A 25,402-nucleotide genomic window follows, 5' to 3' on the forward strand; every position below is an offset into this window, starting at 1 on the left:
TCCTTCCTTCTCCCTCTCCGCCCCGAAGGGCGGAGAGGGACTTTTCGGCAGATCCAGCCCGCATCGCCTACAGCGCCGCGTCGCTGCCGAGCAGCGCGGTCACCTGGCTCGACAGCGTGCCGCCATTGCCGTGGCAGAGGGCGATGTCGCACTTCTTTAGCTGGCGCTCGCCCGCCTGGCCGCGCAGCTGGGTCACGGCCTCGATGATCAGGAACATGCCGTACATGCCCGGATGCACGCAGGAGAGCCCGCCGCCGTTGGTGTTGACCGCGAGCCGGCCGCTGGGCGCGATGGCACCGTCGGCGACGAACCTTCCGCCCTCGCCCTTCGGGCAGAAGCCCAGGTCTTCGAGGAACAGGATCGTGTTGATGGTGAAGGCGTCGTAGAGCATCACCAAGTCGACGTCTGGCTGTGCCAGGCCCGCCATGGCGAAGGCGCGCGGACCGCTGTCGGAGGCGGCGGTCACCGTCAGGTCCGGCATCTGGGCGATCGAGCGATGCCATTGCGCGCCGGCGCCGCCGAGGAAATAAGCGGGCTTATGCTTAAGGTCTCGCGCCCGGTTGGCACGTACCATGACGCAGGCGCCGCCGCCGTCGGTGACGAGGCAGATGTCGCGGGTGGTGAGCGGATCGCTGATCATGCGGCTCGCGAGCACGTCGTCGCGGGAGAGCGGCCCGCGGGCGAAGGCGGCGGGGTTGAGGTTGGCCCAGGCGCGCGCCGCGACCGCGACGTCGGCCAGCATCGCGCGCGTCGTGCCGTATTGATGCATATGCCGGCTCGCCGCCAGCGCATAGGCGGTGATCGGGTGGCGCGGCCGAAAGGGCGTCTCGTGCCATTGCGGCTCGCTCATCGAGACGAGCCGGCCGCCGGCCGTGCGCTGGTTCGAGCCGTAGCAGATGAGCGCCGCATCGCAGAGCCCGGCGTCGAGCGCCAGCGCCGCCTGCAGCAGATGCATCTCGAAGCTCGAGCCGCCGACGTTCGTGCCGTCGAAGAAGCGCGGTTTCACGCCCAGGTATTCAGCGACCGAGAGCGTCGGGAAGGCATGGGTGCTGGTCGCGGCGAACAGGCCGTCGATGTCGGCGAGCTTCAGGCCCGCGTCCGCGATCGCGGCGAGCGACGCCTCGGCCAGAAGCTCGATCGCGGTCCGGCCGGGCGCCTCGCCGGTGCCGGCCGTGCCGATGCCGACGATGGCCGTGCGGCCTTTCAGGGCGTGGGCCATGTCAGTTCTTCTCCCCGACCGGATCGAACACGATCGCGGGCTCGCCCTCGAGCGTTACGATGCGCGCCTGGACGCGCGTGCCGATCGGCACGGTCTCGACGCCCTCGATGCGGCTCATCAGCCGCGGGCCCTCGTCCAGGTCGACGAGCGCGATATTGTAGGCGCCCTCGCGTGCCCGATTGACCGTGATGGCATGGACCGTGCCCAGGCCGGAGGCTGCGACCCATTCAAGGTCCGTCTCGCCGCTGCCCGGGATGGCAATCCGCGGGTAGAACACATATCGGCCGGTCGAACGGCTGCGCTGGATCATGAAGCGCCCGTCCTTGAGATGCGCCAGGAATTGCGCCTGGGGGCCGCTCGGCGCGTCAGCTGTCGTGCTCAATGGCGTTTCTCCCTCGCGCTTGCCCGGTTCGATCCGGGATGGACTCTCGTTCCTCACGGTCACGGACAGAGGGTGTTATTTCTCCTGTGGAATGTCAATCCATATACAGAATGGCTGACGTGTCATTTCATCGAGGTCAGCCGTCAGATCATTGGGAATTTTTCAGAAACTATAATTTTCTATAGTTTCTATTTATGCGCCTCCGGGACGCGCTATCTTTGATGCATCTCAAGGACGCCGATGGTCGGCGCGAAAGGATGGGCATCATGATCGAGCGCAGGTCGTTCGCCGGATTGGGCGGGGCCAACCATGGCTGGCTCAAGGCGAAGCATCATTTCTCGTTCGCGAGCTACTATGACCCGAACCGGATGGACTGGGGTGCGCTGCGCGTCTGGAACGATGACGAGATTGCGCCGGGCACCGGCTTCCCGCCGCATCCGCACGCGGACATGGAGATCATCACCTACGTCCGGCAGGGGGCGATCACCCATCAGGACAATCTCGGCAACAAGGGTCGCACCGAGGCCGGCGACGTGCAGGTGATGAGCGCCGGGTCGGGCATCGTCCATTCCGAATACAACCTCGAGCCGGGCCTGACGCGGATCTTCCAGATCTGGATCGAGCCCAACCGTCGCGGCGACAAGCCGTCCTGGGGCGCCAAGCCCTTTCCCAGGGGCGACCGCTCGGGCCAGTTCGTAGCGCTGGCGAGCGGCTTCGAGGCCGATGGCGACGCGCTGCCGATCCGGACCGACGCCCGCGTGCTGGGTGCCACACTCAAGGCCGGCGAGACGACCGAATATCGCCTGGGCGAGGGGCGGCGTGCCTACATCGTCCCGGCGGTGGGCGCGGTCGAGATCAACGGCGTGCGCATCGACGCCCGCGACGGGGCCGCGATCCGCGAGGAAACGGTGCTCACGGTCACTGCACTCGAAGATTCCGAACTGGTGCTGGTCGACGCGGCCTGATGGCCGCGTCGGTCACCGACAGCCGGGCGGGTGCCGCACCCGCCCGGCTGTAGGTTATTCACCCTTCCAGGCGGGCTGGCGCTTGTTGAGGAAGGCTTCCATGCCTTCCCGGAAATCGCTGCTCATGTAGCACATCAGGATCAGGTCCTTTTCCTCCTCGAGCCGCATCTTCTGGCTGATACGGCGGATCGCCTCCTTGGTCGCGCGCAGCGTCAGGGGCGCATGGCCGGCGATGGTTTGGGCAAGCTCGGCCGCGCGGGCATGGAGCGCCGCCGCGTCGGGCAGGACCTCGCTGAAGAGGCCGATGCTCAAGGCCTCCGGCGCCTCGATGAGCCGCGCGGTGAAGATGATGTCCTTGACCTTGGCGGGCCCGAGCAGCGTGTAGAGCCGCGCATAGTTCGCCATGGACAGGCAATTGCCGAGCGTGCGTGCGATCGGGAAGCCATAGCGGGCGTCGGCGGTCGCGATGCGGATGTCGCAGCAGGCGGCGATGCCGGCGCCGCCGCCGGTGCAGGCGCCGGCAATGGCGGCGATGGTCGGCACCGGGCAGGCCTCGAGCATGCCCATGACCCGGTTGCCGCGCGCTTCGTAGTCGAGCGCATCCTGCTGGGTCTTGAACGCGCGGAACTGCGAAATGTCGGTGCCGGCGGCGAACGCCTTCTCGCCGGCGCCGGTCAGCACCAGCACCTTGACCGACTGGGTCCGCCCGACCTCCTCGCAGATCTCGGCCAGCCGCTCGTACATGGCGAAGGTCAGCGCATTGCGGGCCTGCGGCCGGTTGAAGGTGATGGTGCCGACGCCGTCCTTGACGTCGTACAGGAGCTCGTCGGTCGCGGTCGCCATATCCATGGTGTCATGTCCTCGTGGTCGATTGTTGCTTTAGGTCCGGCGGTTCAGACCACCACCGTCATCTGCTGCGGGTCGAGCGCGAGCCAGACCGTGTCGCCGACCTCGAACACCTCGGACGGAACGGCGGCGACGCGCAGGCGCAGTCCGCTGCCCTCGGGCGACACGATATAGTCCCAGGACTCGCCGAGGAAGGCGCGTTCCTTGAGCGCACTGCGGACGATGCAGCGCGCGTCCGTGATCGGCGGGCGGCGCAGGAGCGTCACACTCTGCGGCCGGACCGACAGCTGGACGCTCGCTTCGAGATCGCGGCCCCCGTTCTCGAAGGCACCGCGCGGCAAGCCGAACCCGTCGAAACGGATCTGGTCGCCCTCGCACGTGCCCTCGATCAGGTTGGTCCGGCCGATGAAGCTCGCGACGAAGCGGGTGCGCGGCCTCGTATAGAGCGTATAGGGCGCGTCGATCTGCTCGATCCGGCCCTTGTTCATGACGGCGATCCGGTCAGACGTCACCATGGCCTCGCTCTGGTCATGGGTGACGTAGACCGTGGTGAAGTCGAACGCGTCGTGCAGCCGGCGGATCTCGTAGCGCATCTCCTCGCGCAGGTTGGCGTCGAGGTTCGACAGCGGCTCGTCCAACAGCAGCACGCGCGGCCGGACGACGATGGCGCGTGCCAGCGCCACGCGCTGCTGCTGCCCGCCCGAGAGCTCCGCCGGATAGCGGTCGACGAGATGGGCGAGCTGCACCGTCTCCAGCACCTCGCGCACCTTGTGGGCGATCGTCTCCGCATCGAGGCGGCGCAGCTTGAGCCCGAACGCCACGTTCTCGCCGATCGTCATGTTCGGCCAGACGGCATAGCTCTGGAAGATCATCGACATCTGCCGCTTCTCCGGCGGCAGCGCCACGCTCGCCGACGAGATCGGCGTGCCGTCCATGGCGATGGTGCCGGCGGTCGGCTTCACGAAGCCCGCGATCATGCGGAGCGTCGTGGTCTTGCCGCAGCCGGACGGACCGAGGAGCGAGACGAACTCGCCCGGCATGATGTCGAGGTCGAGCCGGTCGACCGCGACGTAATTGCCGAAGGCGCAGGTGACGCCGGCGAGCGAGAGGCGCGGCAGCGTTGGTGCGACCAGGTCGGAGGGGGCCAGGCCGGAGGGGGCCAGGTCGGAGGAGGAACGGCCCGTCTCGATCATGATTTCCTCAGCAGGAAGTCGCGCCCGACCAGCCGGTAGCCGGCGAGCACGATCAGGATGGTGACGCCCAGCAGGAAGAAGCCCAGGGCAGCCAGCGTCTCGAAGCTGCCGTTCTCGCTGAGATCGAGGATCATGACCGAGATGACCCGGGTCTTGGCCGCGACCAGGAAGATTGCGGTGCTGAGCTCGCGCGAGGCCGGGATGAACACGAGCAGCCAGGTACCGATCAGGCTCTTCTTGAGGAGCGGCACCACGACGCGGCGCACGGCGACGAACCGGCTGCCGCCCAGGATGCGCACCGCCTCCTCCATCTCGGGATTGAGCGAGCGCAGGCTTGCCGTGCAGTTCGCGAACGCGATCGGCAGGAAGCGGGTGGTGAAGCCCAGCACCAGGATTGCCGCGGTGCCGTAGAGCATGAGTGGCGGTGCGGAATAGACCGCATAGAGGCCGATCGCCAGCACGATGCCGGGCACGACCAGCGGCGCCATGCAGAGTCCGGCCAGCACGCCGCCGCCGATCACCAGCCGGCGGCCCACCACATAGGCGACGATGAGCGCCAGCACGACCGCAAGGCACGCGGTCGCTGCCGAAAAGATGAAGGTGTTGAGGATGACCTGGCGGCTCGACGCCTCGCCGAACAGATAGGCGAAATTGCCGAGCGTCAGGTTGGCGAAGGAGAAGCCCTGGCCCCAGGCCCGGCTGAACGCGGCTTGCGCCAGCGCCAGATAGGGCAGGAAGACTGCAAGCGCGCATACGGTAAAGCAGAAGCCCAGCACGGCCCAGCGCAGGCGGCCGAGCCGCATCAGGCTGCGCCCGCCGCCCTTGCCGGTCAGCGACACATAGCCCTTGCGGCCAAGGATCGTCCGCTGCAGTGCCAGCATCGCGATGGTGATGAGCACCAACGGCACGGCATAGGCGGCGGCCGCCTCGGCCCGCACCGGGAACTCGAAGAACTGCCAGAGCTGCAGTGTCATGATGTTGACGCGTGCCGGCAGCGCGATCACCGCCGGCGTGCCGAAGAGCGCCACCGTGTCCAGGAACACGATGATGGCGCCGCCCAGGATCGCCGGCAGCACCAGCGGCAGGGTCACGCGCAGGATGGTGCGGAAGGGGCTGAGGCCCAGGATATGCGCGGCTTCCTCCATCTCCGACGACACGCGGTCGAGCGCGTCGGCGGTGAAGACGAAGATGTAGGGAAAGGCATAGAGCGCCGTCACCAGCACCAGGCCCGCGAAGCTGTAGACATTGACGATACCGGCGTGGGCGCCGGTGAGCGCCATCCAGAGCCGGTTGAGCCAGCCGGCGTTGGGCCCGGCCAAGAGGATCCAGCCGATGGCGCCGAGGTAGGACGGCGTGATGAAGGCGCCCAGGACCGTGGCGCGCACCAGCCCCTTCGCCGGCATGTCGGTCCGCGCGACCGCCCAGGCGAGCGGCACGGCGAAGCCGGTCGCGACCAGCACGACGGCGGCGCCGTAGAGCAGGGAGTTGCCGAGGCCCACGAGCCGGCGCAGGTTGCCATAGGCCGTGACGTAGTTCTCGAGCGTGAGCTGACCGGTCTCTGTCGACTGGAAGCTCGAGAACAACAGCCGCGCCATCGGCGCCACGATCATGAAGACGAGCAGCAGCGTGGCGCCGACCCAGATCACGGTCGATGGATCGAGGGTGACGAACCGCCGGGCCGGCCGCGCTGCCGACTCTGCTGGCGTCGCCACCGCTGGCTTTGCCACCGGGGCGAGGTCGCCGCCGGTCAGGTCCGGGGCCAGTGATCGTCGGGTCATCGCCGCCTCACATGCCGAACGTGTCGCGCCATTTCGCCTTGTTCGGCGGCAGCTGCTTCTCGATCTGATCAGCCGTTGGCGCGAACGGCTTCATGTCGGCCAAGGACTTGCCGCCCGCCGCCGGCGCCACGTCGCCGCGCAGCGGCTGCTCGAAGTTTGCGGCAAGGATCTTCGAATAGTCCGGCCCGGTCAGGAACTCCATGAACAGCTTGGCGGCATTCGGATGGGGCGTGCCCTTGATGATGGCCGAGGGCGAAATCACGATGAGCGTGCCTGACGACGGATAGACGACAGCCAGCGGGTTGCCCTTGGCGGCACTCCGGAGCGCCGAGGCCGCATTGCCCATGCCGACGATGCGCTCGCCCGAGTTCAGCACGGTCACCGCATCGTCGATCGAACGGCCGATCTGCGGGTCGAGCGCATTCAGCTTGGTGAAATAGTCCCAGCCGTAGCGGTTCTCCATCGCCACGGTCCAGACCCCGACCATGCCGCTGTAGTTCGGGCTGCCGAAAGTGATCTGGCCCTTCCAGCGCGGATCGGTCAGGTCCGGCCAGTCCTTGGGCGCATCCGCCGGCTTGACCTTGGCCGTGTTGTAAACGATGGCCGAGATCCCGACCCAGCTCGTGTGGAAATAGCCGTCCGGATCGACGTTCTTGACCGCGTCGACCATGCCGGCTTCGTTCTCCGGCACGTATTTCACGAGCTGGTCCTTGGATTTCAGGAACATCATGTGGCCGATGTCGGTCGTCGTGAACACGTCCGACTGAACCTGGCCGGCCTTCAGGTCCTGCAGCAGGCGCTGGAACGCGACCTGCGAGGTCGTCTTGATGGCACTCACCTGGATGCCAGGATATTTGGCCTGGAACGCCTTGCCGACCTGATCGCAGATCGGCTGGTCGAGGATGCCGGAATACCAGCTGACGGCGCCCTCCTTCTTCGCCGCGTCGTAGAGCGCCTTCTCTTGTGTCGTCTCGGCCGACGCCGTCGAGAGTGCGAGGCCCGCCAATCCTATTGCCGCCAGCAGCGACGATGCCCATCTTGCCCCGTTCATCGTAAGCGCTCCTCCCCGTTGGTTCCGGGCCTGCTTGGTTCTCGGCTTCGGGGCCGTCCGGGTCTCCGCCCGGTCAGGACGCGGCCTTGCGCCTTCTTGGTATTCTCCCTGGTGGATTCGCCGCCTCAACGGGCGGGCTGCTGGCGATGAAGCGGCTCATGCCTTGCGCGATATGGGTTTCGCCCGCCGCCCGCGCGCGCACCGGATCGCCGGCCGCGATGGCGCGGACGATCTCGGCGTGCTCGGCGTTCGACGCGCGCATGCCTTCGCTCGAGACGAGCGAGCGACGGCGGAACAGGTTCAACTCGGCGCCCAGCTCCTCATAGATCTTGAGGGCGCGCCGGTTGCCGGCAAAGCGCAGCAGGGTCGAGTGGAAATCGAGATTGAGCGCGTAATAGCCGGCGGCGTCGCCCGCCGTCTGCGCCGCGGTCATCTGCCGGACGAGCCCGCGCAGCGTCGCCACCTGCTCGCGTGTCGCGTGCAGGGCCAGCTTGGCGCAGGCGTTGCCCGTCAGCGCCACGCGGATCTCGTAGAGCTCGTGCGCCTCCTCGGCGCTGACCTTGCGTACGAACGAGCCCTGGTTGACGACGGTGACGACGAGGCCCGCCCCCTCGAGCCCGCGTACCGCCTCGCGGATCGGGCCGCGGCTGACGCCGAGCCGCGCCGCCAGCGCCAGCTCGTTCAAACGCTCACCGGCCTTGAGTTCGCCGGTCGTGATCAGGCGCTCGATCTCCTGGGCGGCAAGCGAGGCCAGCGACCGGGTCCTGAGGATGTCGAGTACGTCGAGCATGGGATCGTCCATGCGCCATGGTGGGGATCGAAACCGTAAACTGTCAACACTATACAGTCTGATTGTCGACAGTTTACACTACTGCCAAAGCTACAGGAAACGGGAGGGTCCCTGATGTCTACCGCCTCGTTGGCACTTGCCCGGTTCAAGGTCCTTGACCTGACGCGCGTGCGGGCCGGCCCGACCTGCGTCCGGCAGCTGGCCGACTGGGGCGCCGACGTCATCAAGGTCGAGCTGCCGGAGGCGCTCGACCAGGGCGAGCCGATGGGCGGTCCGCGCCACGGTCCGGACTTCCAGAACCTGCACCGCAACAAGCGCAGCCTGACCTTGAACCTGAAGGATCCGGCCGGCATCGCGATCCTGAAGCGGCTCGCGCTCAAGGCCGACGTGCTCGTCGAGAATTTCCGCCCGGACGTGAAGCAGCGCCTGGGCATCGATTACGCGACGCTCGGAACCTTGAACCCGCGGCTCATCTACGCCTCGATCTCGGGCTTCGGCCAGGACGGGCCCTATGCCGACCGGCCGGGCTTCGACCAGATCGCCCAGGGCATGGGCGGGCTCATGTCGATCACCGGCGAGTCGGGACGCGGGCCGATGCGCGTCGGCATCCCGATCGCGGACTTGTGCGCCGGTATCTTCGCGGCTCAGGGCGTGCTGGTGGCGCTCCTGGAGCGCGAGACGAGCGGCAAGGGCCAGTGGGTGCAGAGCTCGCTCCTGCAGGCGCAGATCTTCATGCTCGATTTCCAGGCGGCGCGCTGGCTGATGGCGGGCGAGGTGCCGCCGCAGGCCGGCAACAATCACCCGACCAGCATCCCGACCGGCGTGTTCCGCACGCGCGACGGCCATATCAACATCGCCGCCGCCGGCCATGCGATCTGGCAGCGGCTCACGACCGTGCTCGGTGCCGAGGAATGGCTCGCTGATCCGCGCTTTGCCACCAGCGCCGCGCGCAGCCAGAACCGCGATCTGCTGCAGGTCGAGATCGATGCCCGGACCGAGCAGGAAGACAGCGCCACCTGGATCGAGCGGCTCAACGCCGCCGGCGTGCCGTGCGGGCCGATCAACCGCATCGACCAGACCTTCGCCGAGCCGCAGGTCGAGCATCTCAAGATCGCCCGGGATCTGAGCGGCGTCCGCTATGTCGGCCAGCCGGTGACCCTCAGCCGCACGCCGAGTGCGATCGTCGATCCGCCGCCGGACCGCGGCCAGCACACCGACCAGATCCTGGGCGAGCTCGGCTTCAGTGCCGCCGAGATCGCCGAGGTGCGGGCGCGGCAGATCGTCTGACGGCCGAGAGAGGTCCGCCAGGCCCGGCTCACTTCTCGGCGAGCCGGGCCGGACGGGTGGTGCGCGACAGGCCGTAGACGATGCCGGCGGCGATCAGGTTCGTGCCGACGCTCGCCAGGATCGGCAGGGCGTAACTGTGGCTGAGGTCAAAGGCGAGGCCTGCGGCCCACGGGCCGATAAGCGTGCCGAACGCGACGCTGGTATAGAGCACGCCGATGATGCCGCTGACGTTGCGGCCGCCGAAATAGTCCATGACCAGCGCCGGCAGCACGGCGACAAAGCCGCCGTAGAACACGCCGAATGCCAGCGCGAACAGCGCCAGGATCCAGGCCGCCGCTGTGGTCACCCAGAGCGAGACGGCCCAGACGGCAAGCGCCGCCGCCATGCCGAGGAACATCAGCAACAGCGACGGCTCGCGGCCGACCCGGTCGGCGAGGCTGCCCAGGAAGAAGCGGCCGCCCGTGCTGCCGATGCCGATCACGCTGAGGAGCAGGACGGCAAGCGGCAGCGGCACGCCATGGTCCCGCGCATAGGGCACCAGATGGACGAACGGCACGAACAGGCCGAAGGACGCAATGAGGCAGGCGGCATAGAGGCCAGCGAAGCGGCGCGAGTGGACCGCGGCGCCGACCGAATGACCCGGCGATCGAGAGTATTGGGACCCGACCCGACCGGGGCGGGGCGATGCCGTGTCGCCGTCGGGCGCTAGGCCGCGATCGGCGGGATCGTTCTCGATCAGCAGGGCGAGGCCGCCGCCCAGCACTGCGGCGAGCACGCCCAGGACGAGATAGGTGTCACGCCAGCCCATGGCGGCGATGAGCCATGAGGCGACCGGCGGCATGACGAGCGTGCCCATGCCGATGCCGCTGACCGCGAGGCCAGAGGCGAGGCCGCGCCGCCGGACGAACCAGCGCTGCACGGCGCCCACTGCGGGCACATAGGAACAGCCGACGCCGAGCCCGACACCCAGCCCGTAGGCCGCATAGACCTGCATGAGGCTCTCGGCCGCGCTCGCCGCCGCGAGTCCCGCGCCGATCAGCAGCATGCCGATGACCGCCAGGCGTCGGGAGCCCCAGCGGTCAGCGAGCGGGCCGCTCACGATGCCGAGCCCGAAATAGAGGAAGCCCGCGAGCGAGAACACGAGCGAGACCGAACCGCGCGAGGTCCCGAAATCCCGCTGCAGCGATTCGACGAAGGTGCTGAACGTATAGGCGCTGCCGAAGCCGATGAAGGTCACGGCGAAGGTCGCCGCGACCACGAACCAGCCGTAAAACGGCCCCGGTCGAACCGGCGCGGATTCGGCACCAGGGCGAGGGCTCACGCGAAGCATCTTCCTTCTCCAGATAAGGAAAGCTAATCTCGTGCTACAACATCGTTCCCGGTTCTCTGGCTTACAAACGAGATCTTCTGCGGCAGTCAGATTAGGTATTCTAAATGATAGATAATCGGCTGCCGCCGCTTAACGCACTCCGGGCCTTCGAGGCGACGGCGCGCCATCTCTCGGTGAAGAACGCGGCGGCGGAATTGTGCGTGACGCCCGGCGCCGTCAGCCAGATGCTGAAGCTGTTGGAAGGGCGTCTGGGCGTGGCGTTGTTCCGGCGGGTGAACCGCGGCATTTTCCTGACGGATGCCGGACAGGCCTATCTGCCGGCGATCCGCAATGCGTTCCGCCAGATCGCCGAGGCGACAGATCGGGTCGCGATATCGGCCGAAACCGGCTTGCTCACCGTCAGCGTCACGCCGTTCTTCGCCGCCGCCTGGCTCGTGCCGCGGCTCAAAGATTTTCAGGATGCCCACCCCGACATCGACCTGCAGGTCGTGACCGGCAATGCGCTCGCCGATTTCACGCGCGACGGCGTCGACCTGGCGGTGCGCCACGGCCTCGGGCGCTATCCGGGCCTCGTGAGCAAGCGCCTGTTCACCGTCGAGATGGTGCCGGTCGCGGCCCCGGCGCTGGTCGATCGCCTGGGCCGGCCCGCCGATGCCGCCGCACTCGCCCATTGGCCGCTGGTCCATGACGCGGAGCGCAAGGGCTGGCACCTGTGGTTCAGGGCCCAGGGCCTCGACGAGATCGGTCCGCCGCGCGGCCCCGCGTTTGATGATGCCGCCCTGCTCATGCGCGCGGTCTCGACCGGCCAGGGTGCCGGCCTGCTGCCGGCCGCCATGGTCGCGGCCGAACTGGCGGAGCGACGGCTCGTCCGGCTGGCGGGCGACGCCTGGCTGCAGGACTTTGCCTATTACCTCGTCTGGCCGGAATCGGCGGGCGACCGGCCCAAGGTGGCGGCGTTCCGCCGCTGGATCCTCAAGGCCGCCGCGGACGATCCGATGGAACACGAGCCGATCGCGACTTGACCCATCACGACAGCTGGTCGGCGCCCAATGCCGGCGTTGTCCGGCGGGGCAGGGCGAGCCTGAGCTTGGCGGCAAGCCCGTCCCGGCGGAATGGCTTCAGCAGGACCCACTCCTCGCCGCTCAGGCTCTCGACGTCGGCGAAGCCGGTGACGAAGACCACCGGCAGGTCGGGCCGCAGGTCGCGCGCGCGGCGCGCCAAGGCCACGCCGTTCAGCCCCGGCATGGCGAAGTCGGTGACGACGAGGTCGATGCGCGGGTCGCCCGCGAGCTGCGCCAGCGCCTCGGTGCCGTCGGCCGCCTCGATCACTGAGAAGCCGAGGCTGCGCACCATTTCCGCGACGGTTTCGCGCACGCCGGCATCGTCGTCGACGATCTGGATCAGCGCCGGCCCGTGATCGGCGACGGCCAGCGACGCCGGGGCTTCGACCGGTGCCGCCTCGGCCGCCGCTTCGACGCGCGGCAGATGGATCCTGACCGTGGTGCCACGCTCGAGCACAGTCTCGATCCGTACCACGCCGCCCGACTGCTGAACCATGCCGTAGACTTGGCTCAAGCCCAGGCCGGTGCCCTTGCCGGGCGGCTTCGTCGTGAAGAACGGGTCGAAGGCGCGGGCCAGCACGTCCTCGGTCATGCCGGTGCCGGTATCGGCGACCGCAATCAGCACATAGTCGCCCAAAGACAGGTCGCTCGGGGACAGATCGGACCGGCTGTCGATCGCGATGTTGTCGGTCGAAATCGTCAGGGTGCCGCCGGTCGGCATGGCGTCGCGCGCGTTGATCGCGAGGTTGAGCAGCACGAGTTCGAGCTGCACCGGATCGACGAGCGCCGGCCACAGGCTGGGGCGCAAGGCGAGCTCGACGCCGATCGTGCCGCCGAGCGTGCTGCGCAGCATCTCCGTCATGTTGCCGATGAGCCGATTGAGGTCGACCACTTCGGGCGACAGGTGCTGCTTGCGGGAAAAGGCCAGCAGCTGCCCCGTCAGCGTCGCCGCGCGGTCGACCGCCGTCTGGATCGCCGCGAGGCCGCGCCGGGCGCGCGCACTTTGGCCGTCCAGGCTCAGGAATTCGAGATTGCCCATGATCGCGGTCAGCAAATTGTTGAAATCATGGGCGATGCCGGTGGTCAGCTGCCCGATCGCGTCGAGCTTCTGCGACTGGTAGAGCTGGCTCTCGGCGCGCTCGCGGGCCTCGATCGCCTCCGCCTTCTCGCCGAGCGCCCGGGTCAGCCGCTCGTAGGTGCCGAACTGATGCACGAGCGCCCAGACGACCAGTCCGATGGCGGCGATGCACAGGCCGCCGGCCGTCGCGTTGATGCTGGAAGTATGGCGCCAGTCCGCCAGGACCTGGTCGAGCGTGCGCGTCACGTTCACGACCAGCGGATAATCCTTGAGCGCCCGGGTCGCGACGATGCGCCGGTAGCCGTCGATCGACAACGGGGTCTCGTAGACGCCGGCATCGGCATGCAGCAGCGTTTCGGTGAAGGACTTGATCTGGAAGACCCGGCCGACGCCCTCGATCGAGGGATAGCGCGCGAGCAGGGTGCCGTCGCGCCGCCACAGGCTGATGCCGCTGCCGGGACCGAGTTCGAGCCCGTGATACAGATTCTCGAAATAACGCAGGTCGACGGCGCCCAGCACCAATCCGACGAATTCGCCCGAGGGACCGTTCACCCGACGCGCGACATAGAGCGTCCAGGTGCCGGTGCCGCGATTTTCGACCGGCTCGCTGATGTAGGCTCGCGTGGTCGGCATGTTGCCAAGCGCACTGAAATAGTCGCGGTCGGCGACGTTGATCGTCGGGATCGGGTAGTAGCGGGAAAAATTGATGAGATGGCCGTCGGACGCGATCATGGCCACGGCGTCGAGCTGCGGCACGTCGGCGACCCGTGATCGGAGCAGCCGGTGAGTTTCAGCGCCGGCATAGAGGCGCTGGAAATCGTCAGCCGTCTCGATGCCGTCGGCCTTCACCTGGTCGATGACGCTGTCGAGCACGAGATCGACGCCCTGGATCGCCCGGGCGGTCTGCTCGGCGAGCGACAGGTTGAGCGTCATCAGCTCGCGCTTCGCGTCGGCGATCTCCTTCGCCCGGGTTTCCAGTATCACGAACACGGTCACGGCGAGGACCAGCGCCGCCGACAGCACGCCGCCCACGACCAGCCGGCGGGTCGGCCGGCTTTCGCGCCATTGCCGGGCCCAGTCGTCCTTCACCGGTGCCATTCCTTCACCGGCGCCATCTTTTCTCTCGGTCGCTCGGGACCATGCGGGAGCCGCTCCAAGTCGCCCGGACCACCATACTGACCCACCATACCGACCCACCATACCGACACCGGGCGGATTCTGTCTCGGCGCGCGTGCATTGGCGGCGCCGAATCGGCACATCTGTGGTTGCAGCGGATGTGACTGGCGTCGTTAAGATTTCGGCATCGATCGGCCGCTATAACGGCAGGAAGCGGCAAAGCCGAACAAATTGGAGCGATAGCGGATGGGGACGTATCTGGTGACCGGGGGCTGCGGCTTCATCGGCTCGCATCTGATCGAGAGTCTGGAGCGCGACGGCCATAGCGTGCGCGTGCTCGATGATCTCTCGACCGGCAAGCGTGAGAACCTCACCGGCTCGGCCGAGCTCGTGGTCGGCGACGTCGCCGATGCGGCACTCGTGCGGCAGGCGATGGAGGGGGTCGACGGCTGCTTCCACCTGGCGGCGATCGCCTCGGTCGAGCGGGGCAATCTCGACTGGCTCGGCACCCACTCGGCCAACCTGACCGGCGCCATCGCCGTGTTCGACGCGGCGCGCCGGCCGGGTGAGCGGGGGCCGGACTCGAGGGGCGTCCCGGTCGTCTATGCCTCGTCCGCGGCCGTGTTCGGCGACGAGCCGGGCATGCCGCTCACCGAGGCCTCGCCGACCCGGCCGCTCTCGGCCTACGGCGCCGACAAGCTCGGGTGCGAGCTGCACGCGCGCGTCGCGGGTGCTGTCCATGGCGTACCCACCGCCGGCATGCGCTTTTTCAACGTCTATGGGCCGCGCCAGGACCCGAAATCGCCCTATTCCGGCGTGATCTCGATCTTCTGCGACCGGCTCGCCGCCCGGCGCCCGATCACGATCTTCGGCGACGGGCTGCAGACCCGCGACTTCGTCTATGTCGCCGACGTGGTCCGCAGCCTGCGCGCGGCCATGAGCAGGATCGCGACCGCACCGACGATCACGACCGGCATCTACAATGTCTGTACCGGCCGTTCGACCTCGGTCGTCGACCTGGCGCATACGATCGCCGAGCTCTGCGGCATCGCGGCCGACATCACCTTCGCCCCGCCGCGGGCCGGCGAGATCCGCGTCTCGCTGGGTGCCCCCGACCGGCTGAGCGCAGAGCTTGGTGTCGAATGCCGCACGGAGATGGCCCAGGGCCTGCGCGCGACGCTCGACAGCCTGAAGCGGGCTTAAACGGTCGCCGCGTCGCGCGGCACCAGGCGCAGGAAGCTCGCGATGCTGGCAGCACCGGCAAAGCCCGCGCCCAAGGCAAGCGCCAGTGCCGCGCCGCCGCTGGACGAGAGACCGAAGCAGAGGGCGACCAGGGCCGCGCCGATGCTCTGGCCCAAGAGCCGCGCGGTCGCGACGATGCCGCTCGCCCCGCCGCTGCGGCCGGGCGGTGCTGCCGCCATGAGCGCCTTCAGGTTCGGCGACTGGAAGAAACCGAAGCCGAAACCGCAGATCGCCATGCGCCAGCTGATCTCTAAGACCGTGGGATGAGCGGGCAGGCCGGCCAGCAGCGCCATGCCGACGCTGAGGATGGCGAGGCCGAAGCCACCCAGGATCGCGGGCGGGTAACGGTCGGACAGGCGGCCGGCGATCGGCACGACCACGGCGACCACGACCGGCCAGGGCGTCATCAGGAACCCGGTCTCGACCTGGGTTCGGCCGAGCGCGCCCTGGAAATAGAACGGCAGCGAGACGAAGGCCAGGCCCTGGGCCGCAAAGGAGCAGACCGCGGTCACCGCGGAGAGCGCGAAGACCGGCCGGCGGAACAGGTCGACCGGCAGCATGGGCGCCGGATGGGCCGTCTGCCGGCGCAGCATGGCCAGGCCGAACAGGCCGGCGCCCAGGAACTCGGCGGCGATGAGCAACGGCGAGGCCTGGTGCCCGGCCTCGCCGATCGCGACGATCAGGAGGCCGAAGGTGCCGGCGTTCAAGACGGCGCTCGTCACGTCGAAGCGATGGGGTGCCCGCACCGAATGGGGCAGGGCCGGGATCGCGACGGCGATGCCGAACAGGCCCAAGGGCACGTTGACCGCGAACAGCCAGGGCCAGGACGCGACCGACAGGATGGCGGACGCCACGGTCGGCCCGACGGCGAAGCACACCGCGACGACGAGCGCGTTGAAGCCCACGCCGCGGCCGAGCGAGCGGGCCGGATAGATGAAGCGGATCAAGGCCGTGTTGACGCTCATGATGCCGCTGGCGCCGAAGCCCTGGAACACGCGGGCGATGGCGAGCGTCGGCAGCGACCAGGCCGCGGCGCAGACGAGCGAGGCAAGGGTGAAGAGCGCCAGGCCCACGATATAGATGCGCCGATAGCCGAGGATGTCGCCCAAGGAGGCGAGCGGCAGCAGCGAGACCATGAGCGCCAGCTGGTAGGCGTTGACGACCCAGATCGAATCGGCAGCACTCGCCTTGAGATCGGCGGCGATGGTCGGCAGCGCCGTGTTGGCGATCGCCGTGTCGAGCGTCGCCATGCCGACGGCGATGACGAGCGTAGTGACGGCCCAGCCCCGCCGCCCCGGCGGCAGCCCGTCCTCGATCGAGGGTGGGGCGACCGGTGCCTGGGGGACCGGAATTGCGGGTGCCAGCGTCTCGTCCAACCTGTCCATCGACCACCGTTCGGGTCAGCCGCGCATTCGTCAGACTATTGGTCCATGCCGGTCCGTGTCTGACGAGATCGAAATCTGCAAGGCAGGGTGCGGGTTCAGGCGTTGGCTCCCGCAAGGATCGTATCGGGCTTCCCGCTTATTCCGCCGCCGGCTGTCCGTGGATCGCCTGCCAGACCCGCTCCGGTGTCGCCGGCATGTCAATGTGCCGGACGCCGTGCGGCTGGAGCGCGTCGACGAGCGCGTTCATCACCGCTGGCAGCGCGCCGGCGCAGCCGGCCTCGCCGCAGCCCTTGGCGCCCAGCCGATTGGTCTTCGCCGGCACCGGGTGGCTCGCGAAGCGGAACGGCGGGGCATGGAGTGCCCGCGGCATGGCGTAATCCATGAACGAGCCGGTCAGCAGCTGGCCCTGCTCGTCATAGACCGTGTGCTCGAGCAGCGCCTGGCCGATGCCCTGCACCACGCCGCCATGCAGCTGGCCCTCGACCAAGAGCGGGTTGATGACCGTGCCGAAGTCGTTGACCATGGCATAGGCCGCGACCTCGACGACGCCGGTCTCGGGATCGATCTCGACCTCGGCGACATGGCAGCCGTTCGGAAAGGCCGAGGGCGGGTTGTCCGAGACATGGGCGACGTCGAGTGCGGCCGGCACCTCCGGCGGCAGCTTGCCCGCGGCGGCGAACCGGCGGACCTCGCGGGCGAGCTCGATGAGGCCGATGCGCCGGTCGGTGCCGACGATGCCGAACCCGCCATCCACGAACTCGATGTCGGCGGTCGCCGCCTCGAGCACGAAGGCGGCGGCCTCGCGGCCCTTCTCGATCACCTGCTCCGCCGCCTCGATGAGCGCCGTGCCGCTGGCGATGGTCGAGCGCGACCCGCCGGTGCCGCCGCCGACCAGGAGCTGGTCGCTGTCGCCCTGCAGCAGGCGGATCTTGTCGAACGGCAGGCCCAGATGGTCGACCAAGATCTGGGCGAAGGTCGCGGCGTGGCCCTGGCCGTAGTCGAGCGTGCCGGTCACCATGGTGACCGTGCCGTCCTCCTCGAACCGGATGCCGCCCATCTCCTTGGACGGCGGCGCGTTGACCTCGAGATAGCTGCCGACGCCGCGGCCGCGCAGCTTGCCGGCCGCGGCGCTGGCGGTGCGGCGCGCCTCGAACCCGTCCCAGTCGGCAAGCGTAAGCGCCCGGTCGAGCAAGGTGCCGAACTCGCCGGAATCATAGACCATGCCGGACGGCGCCTGGTACGGCATGGCGTCGGGCGCGATATGGTTGCGCCGCCTGAGTTCCAGCCGGTCGAGGCCCATCTCGGCCGCGGCCGTGTCGATCAGCCGCTCCATGTAGTAATTGCCCTCGGGCCGTCCGGCGCCGCGATAGGGCCCGATCGGCGTCGTGTTGGTGAACACGTTCTTGGTCGAGACCTCGACGAGCGGCGTCCGATAGACGCTGACGACGTTCTTCACCGCATTCATGGTGATCGGCAGCGGCAGGCCCGGATAGGCGCCGGAATTGCCCCAGCCTTCGAGGCGCACGGCCAGGAACCGGCCTTGTGCGTCAAGCGCAAGCTCAGCCTCGATCTCGTGGCCGCGGCCGTGATTGTCCGACAGGAAGCTGCCGGACCGCTCGTCGGTCCATTTGACCGGCCGGCCGAGCGCGCGCGAGGCGTGCAGGATCGCGACATATTCCGGATAGACGCCGGCCTTCATGCCGAACGAGCCGCCAACCTGGCCGGTCAGCACCTGGACTCGGCTCGGCTCGACGCCCAGCACGTCGGCCGCGAGCGCATTGCGCAACCCGATGACGCCCTGGCAGCCGACATGCAGGATCCAGCGGTCGTCCTCGGCACGGTAGTGCCCGATGGCCGCGCGCGGCTCCATGGCGTTGACCACGACGCGGTTGTTGACGAGCCGCAGCTTCGTCACATGGGCGGCCGCAGCGAAGGCGGCGTCGACCGCCGCCGTGTCGCCGTAGTGAAAATCGAGCGCCACATTTGCCGGCACATCGTCATGGACGAGCGGCGCGCCCGGTTCGCAGGCCGCGCGTGCGTCGGTCACGGCCGGCAGCGGCTCGATGTCGAGGGCGACCAGCTCGGCCGCGTCCTTGGCCTGAAGCGCCGTCTCGGCGATGACGACAGCGACTGCCTCGCCGGCGAAGCGGATGCGCTCGGTCGGCAGCGCCGGGCGGCGCGGTGCCAGCATGGGCTTGCCGTGCCGGTCGGGCGGCGTCACCGGGCATTTGAGCCCGCCATAGCCGGCGGCGGCGAGGTCGGTGCCGGTATAGACCGCGAGCACGCCCGGCTGGGCCAGTGCCTCGGCCGCATCGATGCCGCGCAGGCGGCCGTGGGCATGCGGGCTCCTGACCATGACCGCATAGGCCTGGCCCGTGAGATTGAGATCGTCGGTATAGCGGCCGGCGCCGCGCAGCAGCTGCGGATCCTCGCTCCGCGCGACCGGCTGGCCGATGCCGTAGAGGGAGGTGGGCGAAAACATCGGATCGCTGTCAGGGGCCATCAGGTCGCTCAGTGTGTCAGGGGCGCGCCGGGCTGGCGCAGCGGGTGGGCACGGGCGAAGGCGTCGTGCGCCAGGCAGGTCTCGACGATGCGGCCGACCGTCGGCAGGTCGCCGAACTCGACCTTGAACACGCGGGCGCCCGCCGCCTGGCTGATCAGGCACAGGTCGGCGATGGTCGGCGTGTCGCCGTGGCAGAAACGCCCGGTCGCCGGATCGCCTGCGAGCCGCGCCTCGGCCGTCGCCAGCCCCTCGCGGAACCAATGGCGGATCCAGGCGGTGCGTGCCGCCTCGTCCTGGTGCATCTCCTCGGCAAGGTAGCGGCGGATGCGCGGCGTGATCAGCGGGTGATGGTCCGCGGCGAAGAGCAGCGCCAGCGATCGCACCCGGGCCCGGCCGCGTGCATCCGACGGCAAGAGCGGCGGCGTCGGATAGGTCTCGTCGAGATATTCCAGGATGGCGAGCGACTGGGTCAGCGGCGGCGCGCCGTCGATGATGACCGACGGCACGGCCGCCTGCGGATTGAGCGCCAGATAGTCGGGCGTATGCTGGTCGCCCACGTCGATGTTGATCATCTCCTCCTCGAAGGCCAGGCCTTTGAGGTTGAGCGCGATGCGCACGCGGAACGCGGCGGCGGACCGCCAGAAGCCGTACATCTTGATCTTGGGCATGCAACAAGGCTCCGGCCATGGCTCGCGGGGCTGCGAGGGCCAATGCTTAGATTGGTATCTTTCCCCCCGAGCGTCGAGAGGGCGCCATCGCTACGCCCGCGACAAAATGTGCTGGCCCTGTCTCCTCTCCGCCCCCAAGGGCGGCGAGGAATGGAGAGAGGCGCCTCACGCCGACGGCCAGCCCTTGAGGGTCATGGCGACGACGCCGTAGAGCGCTTCGCGGCTCGCTCCCGAAGACGCCTGGATCGCCATGCCGTGGGCGACCGTCATGACGTAGCGGGCGAGCTCGGCCGGGTCGGCGCCGGCCGGCAGGTCGCCGGCGGCGCGCGCCTCTTCCAGGCGCCGGCGCAGCGCTGCCTCGTTCGCGATGCGGCGGACGACAAGCGCCTGCCGGATCGGCTCGGCATCGTCCGAGCAGGCGAGTGCGCCATTCATGTCGAGGGAGCCGGCCGGCCGGTCCGGATCGGTCTGGGCGTCGGCGCATCCGTAGAGCAGATGGCTCACCGCGTCGCGTGCGGTCGGCCGGGCGAGTGCCTGCTGCATGAACGCCATGCAGGTGTCGTCGTACCGGTCGAGCGCCTTGCGGAACAGCTCTTCCTTGTTGCCGAAGGCGGCATAGAGCGAGGGCCGCGTGATGCCCATGGCCTCGGTCAGGTCGCTGAGCGACGTGCCCTCGTAGCCCTTGCGCCAGAAGACGTCGAGCGCGCCATCGAGCGCTTGGTCAAGATCGAATTCGCGGTGGCGTCCCATCGCCCGGCGACCCTCGGATGATTTCCTACCGGTCGATATGTAATCTGCTTGACAGGGGCCGTCCAGTCATCCCAGCATAGCGTATCGAGCAGTACTGTATCGGTCAGTAGGCGTCAGGAGCCTGCCCAGATTCACTTGCTCGCACCTGCAAAAAAATTTATTACCGACCGGTAGGAAACCCCGTTGACGTCGTCCGGTTCGCTCCCCATCTGAGCGAAACTATACCGATCGGTAGGCTATCGAGGAGTGCCGTCGTGCTGCCCCGCCTCATGGGGCAGCTGGGTTCCTCGCTCCGTATCTCCTCCCTGATTACGCGCCCGCCCGGCTTCGGGGAGCGTCATAGGAATTTGCCATGCGTCCTTATTCCGTCGCCGCCCTCGCCACCCTTTTGCTCACGGCCACGGTCCTTGCCGGCTGCGGCAAGGACGCCCAATCCCAGCCGGCGCCGCCGCCGCCGACCAAGGTCGAGGTGACCGGGGTCGTGTTCCGCGACTTGCGCGCCTGGGACGACGTCACGGGTCATCTGGAAGCGATCGATTCGGTCGCGGTCCGGCCGCGCGTCGGTGGCTTCATCGACGAGGTCCGCTTCAAGGACGGCGCCAAGGTCAAGAAGGGCGACGTGCTGTTCCAGATCGACCCCCGGCCTTTCCAGGCCGAGGTCGACCGCCTGACCGCCGAGGTTGAGCGTGCCCGGGCCCACTCGGTCGTGGCGATCGCCGACGGCGAGCGCGGCCAGCGGCTCATCGCCCAGAACGCGATCGCGCGCAGCGACGCCGATCGGCTCACGGCGGAGGCCGCCCAGGCCAAGGCCGATCTCGCGGCCGCCCAGGCAGAGCTGCGCCAGGCGCAGCTCAATCTGGAATTCACCCATGTCGTCTCGCCGATCGACGGCCGTGTGTCGAAGGCGATCATCACGCGCGGCAATCTGGTGACGACCGCGGACCTGCTCACCACCGTTGTCTCCGACGGCCGGATCTACGCCTCGTTCAACACCGACGAGCAGACCTACCTCAAATATGCCGCGGCCGAGCGCGACCGTGGCGCGCCGGTCGAGCTCGGGCTCATGACCGAGGACGGCTTCCCGCACCACGGCACGCTCCAGTTCCTCGACAACGCGCTCGACGCCCGGAGCGGCACGATCAACGGCCGCGCTGTGTTCGAGAACGAGGACGGCAGCCTGACGCCCGGCCTGTTCGCGCGCATCCGGCTGATGAGCGTCCAGACCGAGAAGGTGGCGCTGGCGCCCGAGCGGGCGCTCGGCACCGATCTCGGCCGGCGCTTCGTGCTCGTGGTCGACGGCAAGCACGCCGTGCAGTACCGCCAGGTGGCGCTCGGCCCGGCAGTGGGCGAGATGCGCGTCATCCGCTCGGGGCTGGAGCCCGGCGACAATGTGATCGTGAGCGGCCTGCAGAAGGTGAAGCCTGGCGACGTGGTCGATCCGGTGACGACACCGGCACCGCAGCTGGCCGCCCTCTACCAGTAATTCGACAGGCTGCCGGGCGTCGCGGGGCCCCCCAAGGCTCTGCGCTGCGCCCGCCCTAATCCTCTCGCGGAAAGCGCGACCCATGAATTTCTCCCGATTCTTCGTGAACCGGCCGCGCTTTGCGGCCGTGCTCTCCATGGTCATCTTCATCGCCGGCCTGGTGGCGCTGCCGCAGCTGCCGATCGGCGAATATCCCGAGGTCGTGCCGCCGACGGTCATCGTGAAGACGACCTATGCCGGCGCCGACCCGTCGGTCATCGCCGAGACCGTCGCCTCGCCCTTGGAGCAGGCGATCAACGGCGTCGAAGGCATGCTCTATCAGTCGTCGCAGTCGACCGCCGACGGCGTCATGACCTTGACCATCACCTTCGCGCTCGGCACCGACGGCGACAAGGCGCAGGTCCTGGTGCAGAATCGGGTGGCGCAGGTGCTGGCCCGCCTGCCCGAGGAGGTGCAGCGCGTCGGCGTCACCACGACCAAGGCCTCGCCCAGCCTGATCCTGGTCGTGCACCTGACCTCGCCCGACAACCGCTACGACATGCTCTATCTGTCGAGCTACGCGCAGCTCCATGTGAAGGACCCGTTGGCGCGCGCCTATGGCGTCGGCGACGTGCAGACCTTCGGCTCGGGCCCGTACTCGATGCGCATCTGGCTCGACCCGGAGAAGCTCGCCGCGCGCGGCATGACCGCGGGCGACATCGTGGCCGCACTTCGCGAGCAGAACGTTCAGGTCGCGGCCGGCCAGATCGGCGCGCCGCCGGTCGACGGCATGGCCGACTTCCAGATCTCGATCAACACGCAGGGCCGCCTCACGACCGAGGAGGAATTCGGCAACATCATCATCCGCGCCGGGGCCGAAGGCGAGATCACCCATCTGCGCGATGTGGCGCGCATCGAGCTGGGCTCCGACAGCTACGCGCTCCGCTCGCTCTTGGACGGCAAGCAGGCGGTCGCGATCCCGGTGTTCCAGCGGCCGGGCTCCAACGCGCTGCAGATGGCCGCCGCCGTCAAGGCGACCATGGAGCGCCTGAAGAAGGATTTCCCCCAGGGCGTCGACTACGACATCGCCTATGACACGACCGGCTTCGTCACCGAATCGATCCACGCGGTGGTGCACACGCTGTTCGAGGCGATCGTGCTGGTCGTGCTCGTCGTCGTCGTGTTCCTGCAGGGCTGGCGCGCGTCGATCATCCCGCTCATCGCCGTGCCGGTCTCGCTCATCGGCACCTTCGCCATCATGCTCGTCATGGGCTTCGGGCTGAACGCGCTGACGCTGTTCGGCCTGGTGCTCGCCATCGGCATCGTCGTCGACGATGCGATCGTCGTGGTCGAGAACGTCGAGCGCAACATCACGCTCGGGCTGGCGCCCGCCGCGGCCGCACGCCGGGCGATGGCCGAGGTGACCGGGCCGATCATCTCGACGGCCCTCGTGCTCTGCGCCGTGTTCGTGCCGACCGCCTTCATCAGCGGGCTTACCGGCCTGTTCTACCGGCAGTTCGCGCTCACCATCGCGATCTCGACAGTCATCTCGGCCTTCAACTCGCTGACGCTCTCGCCGGCGCTCGCCGCCGTGCTCCTGAAGTCGCACGATGCGCCCAAGGACCGCTTCGAACGCTTCCTCGATGCCGCCTTGGGCTGGTTCTTCCGGCCGTTCAACCGGGTGTTCACGCGTGGCTCGGTGGGATATGTCGGCGGCGTGTCGCGGCTGCTTGGCCGTTCGGTCCCGGCGCTCGTGATCTATGTGGGCCTGCTGGGCCTCACCGTGTACGGCTTCCTCTACACACCGACCGGCTTCGTGCCGCAGCAGGACAAGCTCTATCTCGTCTCGGCCGTGCAGCTGCCGGACGCGGCCTCGCTCGACCGGACCGAGGCGGTGATCCGCCGCATGGACGACATCGCCAAGCACACGCCGGGCATCGCGCACACGGTCTCGTTCCCGGGCCTGTCGATCAACGGCTTCGTCAACAGCCCGAACTCCGGCATCGTGTTCGCCGTGCTCGACGGCTTCGACAAGCGGCGCGATCCGTCCTTGTCGGCGGCAGCCCTCGCCAAGACGCTGAACCAGAAGTTCCAGGCGATCACCGAGGGCCGTGTGCTGGTCTTCCCGCCGCCGGCGGTGCAGGGCCTGGGCACGATCGGCGGCTTCCGCATGCAGATCGAGGACCATGCCGGCCTCGGGCCCGAGGCGCTGTTCAAGGCGACGCAGGCGGTCATCGCCAAGGCGCGCCAGGAGCCTGCCTTGGCCGGCATCTTCTCCAGCTACCAGATCGGCGTGCCGAAGCTCCATGCCGACATCAACCGCGAGAAGGCGCGCGCGCAGGGCGTGTCCCTGAGCGACCTGTTCGAGACGATGCAGGTCTATCTGGGCTCGCTCTACGTCAACGACTTCAACCGGTTCGGCCGGACCTACCAGGTCAACGTCCAGGCGGACGAGCGCTTCCGCCTGCAGCCCGAGGACGTGCTGCGCCTGCAGACGCGCAATCAGTCGGGCCAGATGATCCCGCTGGGCGCGTTTGTGAAGATCAACGAGACGACCGGTCCGGAATCGACCAACCACTACAACGGCGACCTGACGGCCGAGATCAACGGCGCGCCGGCGCCCGGCTACAGCACCGGCCAGGCACAGGCGGCGATCGAGCGGATCGCGCAGGAGGAGCTGCCGAACGGCATGAGCTTCGAATGGACGGAGCTGACATACCAGCAGATCCTGGCCGGCAACACGGCGGTCTATATCTTCCCGATCTGCGTGCTCTTGGCCTTCCTGGTGCTGGTCGCGCAGTACGAGAGCTGGTCGCTGCCGCTCGTCGTCATCCTGATCGTGCCGATGTGCCTGTTCTCGGCGCTCGCCGGCGTGCAGATCACCCACGGCGACAACAACATCTTCACCCAGATCGGCCTCATCGTGCTGGTCGGCCTCGCCTGCAAGAACGCGATCCTGATCGTCGAGTTCGCGCGCGAGCGGGAGATGGAGGGCGACACGACGCTCCATGCCGTGCTCGAGGCGTGCCGGCTCCGGCTCCGGCCGATCCTCATGACCTCGATCGCCTTCATCATGGGCGTGGCGCCGCTCGTCTTCTCCGAGGGCGCCGGTTCCGAGATGCGCCAGGCCATGGGCATCGCCGTGTTCTCCGGCATGCTGGGCGTGACGCTCTTCGGCCTGGCGCTGACGCCGGTCTTCTACTGGACGATCCGGCGGCTCTCGGGACGCCCGCTCGTGAAACATGTCGAGCAGGACGAGACACCTGTTCCTTCATCCCATCTGCCCGCTTGAGGC

Annotated in this window: 19 protein-coding genes; 6 read left to right on the top strand and 13 right to left on the bottom strand. The window is 68.4% G+C overall.

The features are described 5' to 3' along the window. Window positions 1-67: 67 nt before the first annotated feature. Window positions 68-1,219 (bottom strand): thiolase, encoded by a 1,152-nt coding sequence (locus IEY58_RS10775; protein ID WP_189045516.1) that lies wholly within the window; start codon window positions 1,217-1,219, stop codon window positions 68-70. 1 nt (window position 1,220) lies between these two features. Further along, the gene (locus IEY58_RS10780; protein WP_229743648.1) at window positions 1,221-1,601 is read right to left on the bottom strand and encodes a Zn-ribbon domain-containing OB-fold protein; all 381 of its coding nucleotides are present in this window, start codon (window positions 1,599-1,601) and stop codon (window positions 1,221-1,223) included. A 266-nt stretch (window positions 1,602-1,867) separates the two neighbouring features. Here IEY58_RS10780 and IEY58_RS10785 point away from each other — a divergent pair, with 266 nt between their 5' ends. Further along, window positions 1,868-2,566 (top strand): pirin family protein, encoded by a 699-nt coding sequence (locus IEY58_RS10785; protein WP_189045518.1) that lies wholly within the window; start codon window positions 1,868-1,870, stop codon window positions 2,564-2,566. A 54-nt stretch (window positions 2,567-2,620) separates the two neighbouring features. On the opposite strand, the gene IEY58_RS10790 is transcribed toward IEY58_RS10785, so the two are convergent. The 5 genes from IEY58_RS10790 to IEY58_RS10810 form a co-directional block, all read right to left on the bottom strand. Beyond that, window positions 2,621-3,415, bottom strand: coding sequence for an enoyl-CoA hydratase/isomerase family protein (locus IEY58_RS10790; protein WP_189045520.1), 795 nt, complete (start codon window positions 3,413-3,415; stop codon window positions 2,621-2,623). Window positions 3,416-3,459: 44 nt separating this feature from the next. Next, window positions 3,460-4,605, bottom strand: coding sequence for an ABC transporter ATP-binding protein (locus tag IEY58_RS10795; protein WP_189045522.1), 1,146 nt, complete (start codon window positions 4,603-4,605; stop codon window positions 3,460-3,462). Beyond that, complete coding sequence (locus tag IEY58_RS10800) at window positions 4,602-6,383, bottom strand: ABC transporter permease (RefSeq protein WP_189045524.1); 1,782 nt, start codon at window positions 6,381-6,383, stop codon at window positions 4,602-4,604. The genes IEY58_RS10795 and IEY58_RS10800 overlap by 4 nt, the downstream gene beginning before the upstream one ends. Window positions 6,384-6,390: 7 nt before the next feature. Continuing rightward, on the bottom strand, window positions 6,391-7,434 hold the full coding sequence (locus IEY58_RS10805) for an ABC transporter substrate-binding protein (RefSeq protein ID WP_189045526.1): 1,044 nt from the start codon (window positions 7,432-7,434) through the stop codon (window positions 6,391-6,393). Window positions 7,435-7,507: 73 nt separating this feature from the next. Beyond that, a complete protein-coding gene (locus IEY58_RS10810) occupies window positions 7,508-8,224 on the bottom strand; it encodes a GntR family transcriptional regulator (protein ID WP_189045528.1) in 717 nt (238 codons plus the stop codon). Between the two features lie 114 nt (window positions 8,225-8,338). Here IEY58_RS10810 and IEY58_RS10815 point away from each other — a divergent pair, with 114 nt between their 5' ends. Further along, on the top strand, window positions 8,339-9,511 hold the full coding sequence (locus IEY58_RS10815) for a CaiB/BaiF CoA transferase family protein (RefSeq protein ID WP_189045530.1): 1,173 nt from the start codon (window positions 8,339-8,341) through the stop codon (window positions 9,509-9,511). Between the two features lie 28 nt (window positions 9,512-9,539). Here the strand turns inward: IEY58_RS10815 and IEY58_RS10820 are convergent, their stop codons facing one another. Beyond that, complete coding sequence (locus tag IEY58_RS10820) at window positions 9,540-10,832, bottom strand: MFS transporter (protein WP_229743649.1); 1,293 nt, start codon at window positions 10,830-10,832, stop codon at window positions 9,540-9,542. 113 nt (window positions 10,833-10,945) lie between these two features. On the opposite strand from IEY58_RS10820, the gene gcvA reads away from it, so the two are divergent. Further along, window positions 10,946-11,863: a transcriptional regulator GcvA gene (gene gcvA, locus IEY58_RS10825; RefSeq protein WP_189045534.1), complete on the top strand. Its 918-nt coding sequence runs from the start codon at window positions 10,946-10,948 to the stop codon at window positions 11,861-11,863. A gap of 4 nt (window positions 11,864-11,867) precedes the next feature. Here the strand turns inward: gcvA and IEY58_RS10830 are convergent, their stop codons facing one another. Next, window positions 11,868-14,069 carry a hybrid sensor histidine kinase/response regulator gene (locus IEY58_RS10830; RefSeq protein WP_189045536.1) on the bottom strand — a complete coding sequence of 734 codons (2,202 nt, stop codon included), beginning with the start codon at window positions 14,067-14,069 and terminating at the stop codon, window positions 11,868-11,870. A 274-nt stretch (window positions 14,070-14,343) separates the two neighbouring features. Between IEY58_RS10830 and IEY58_RS10835 the strand changes: the two genes are divergently transcribed. Then, complete coding sequence (locus tag IEY58_RS10835) at window positions 14,344-15,300, top strand: NAD-dependent epimerase/dehydratase family protein (protein ID WP_189045538.1); 957 nt, start codon at window positions 14,344-14,346, stop codon at window positions 15,298-15,300. On the opposite strand, the gene IEY58_RS10840 is transcribed toward IEY58_RS10835, so the two are convergent. The 4 genes from IEY58_RS10840 to IEY58_RS10855 all read right to left on the bottom strand — a co-directional run bounded on the left by IEY58_RS10840 (window position 15,297) and on the right by IEY58_RS10855 (window position 20,645). Further along, the gene (locus tag IEY58_RS10840; protein ID WP_189045540.1) at window positions 15,297-16,724 is read right to left on the bottom strand and encodes an MFS transporter; all 1,428 of its coding nucleotides are present in this window, start codon (window positions 16,722-16,724) and stop codon (window positions 15,297-15,299) included. The genes IEY58_RS10835 and IEY58_RS10840 overlap by 4 nt on opposite strands. A 136-nt stretch (window positions 16,725-16,860) precedes the next feature. Further along, entirely contained in the window at window positions 16,861-19,227 is a 2,367-nt protein-coding gene (locus tag IEY58_RS10845) for a xanthine dehydrogenase family protein molybdopterin-binding subunit (protein ID WP_189045542.1), read from the bottom strand. Between the two features lie 8 nt (window positions 19,228-19,235). After that, complete coding sequence (maiA, locus tag IEY58_RS10850; protein ID WP_229743650.1) at window positions 19,236-19,895, bottom strand: maleylacetoacetate isomerase; 660 nt, start codon at window positions 19,893-19,895, stop codon at window positions 19,236-19,238. A 165-nt stretch (window positions 19,896-20,060) separates the two neighbouring features. After that, on the bottom strand, window positions 20,061-20,645 hold the full coding sequence (locus IEY58_RS10855; RefSeq protein WP_189045544.1) for a TetR/AcrR family transcriptional regulator: 585 nt from the start codon (window positions 20,643-20,645) through the stop codon (window positions 20,061-20,063). Window positions 20,646-20,997: 352 nt separating this feature from the next. Here IEY58_RS10855 and IEY58_RS10860 point away from each other — a divergent pair, with 352 nt between their 5' ends. Both IEY58_RS10860 and IEY58_RS10865 read left to right on the top strand, forming a co-directional pair. Further along, entirely contained in the window at window positions 20,998-22,128 is a 1,131-nt protein-coding gene (locus IEY58_RS10860; protein WP_189045546.1) for an efflux RND transporter periplasmic adaptor subunit, read from the top strand. Between the two features lie 82 nt (window positions 22,129-22,210). Then, window positions 22,211-25,399: an efflux RND transporter permease subunit gene (locus IEY58_RS10865; RefSeq protein ID WP_189045548.1), complete on the top strand. Its 3,189-nt coding sequence runs from the start codon at window positions 22,211-22,213 to the stop codon at window positions 25,397-25,399. Window positions 25,400-25,402 lie beyond the last annotated feature (3 nt).

This window comes from Aliidongia dinghuensis, assembly GCF_014643535.1.
GTDB lineage: Bacteria > Pseudomonadota > Alphaproteobacteria > ATCC43930 > CGMCC-115725 > Aliidongia > Aliidongia dinghuensis.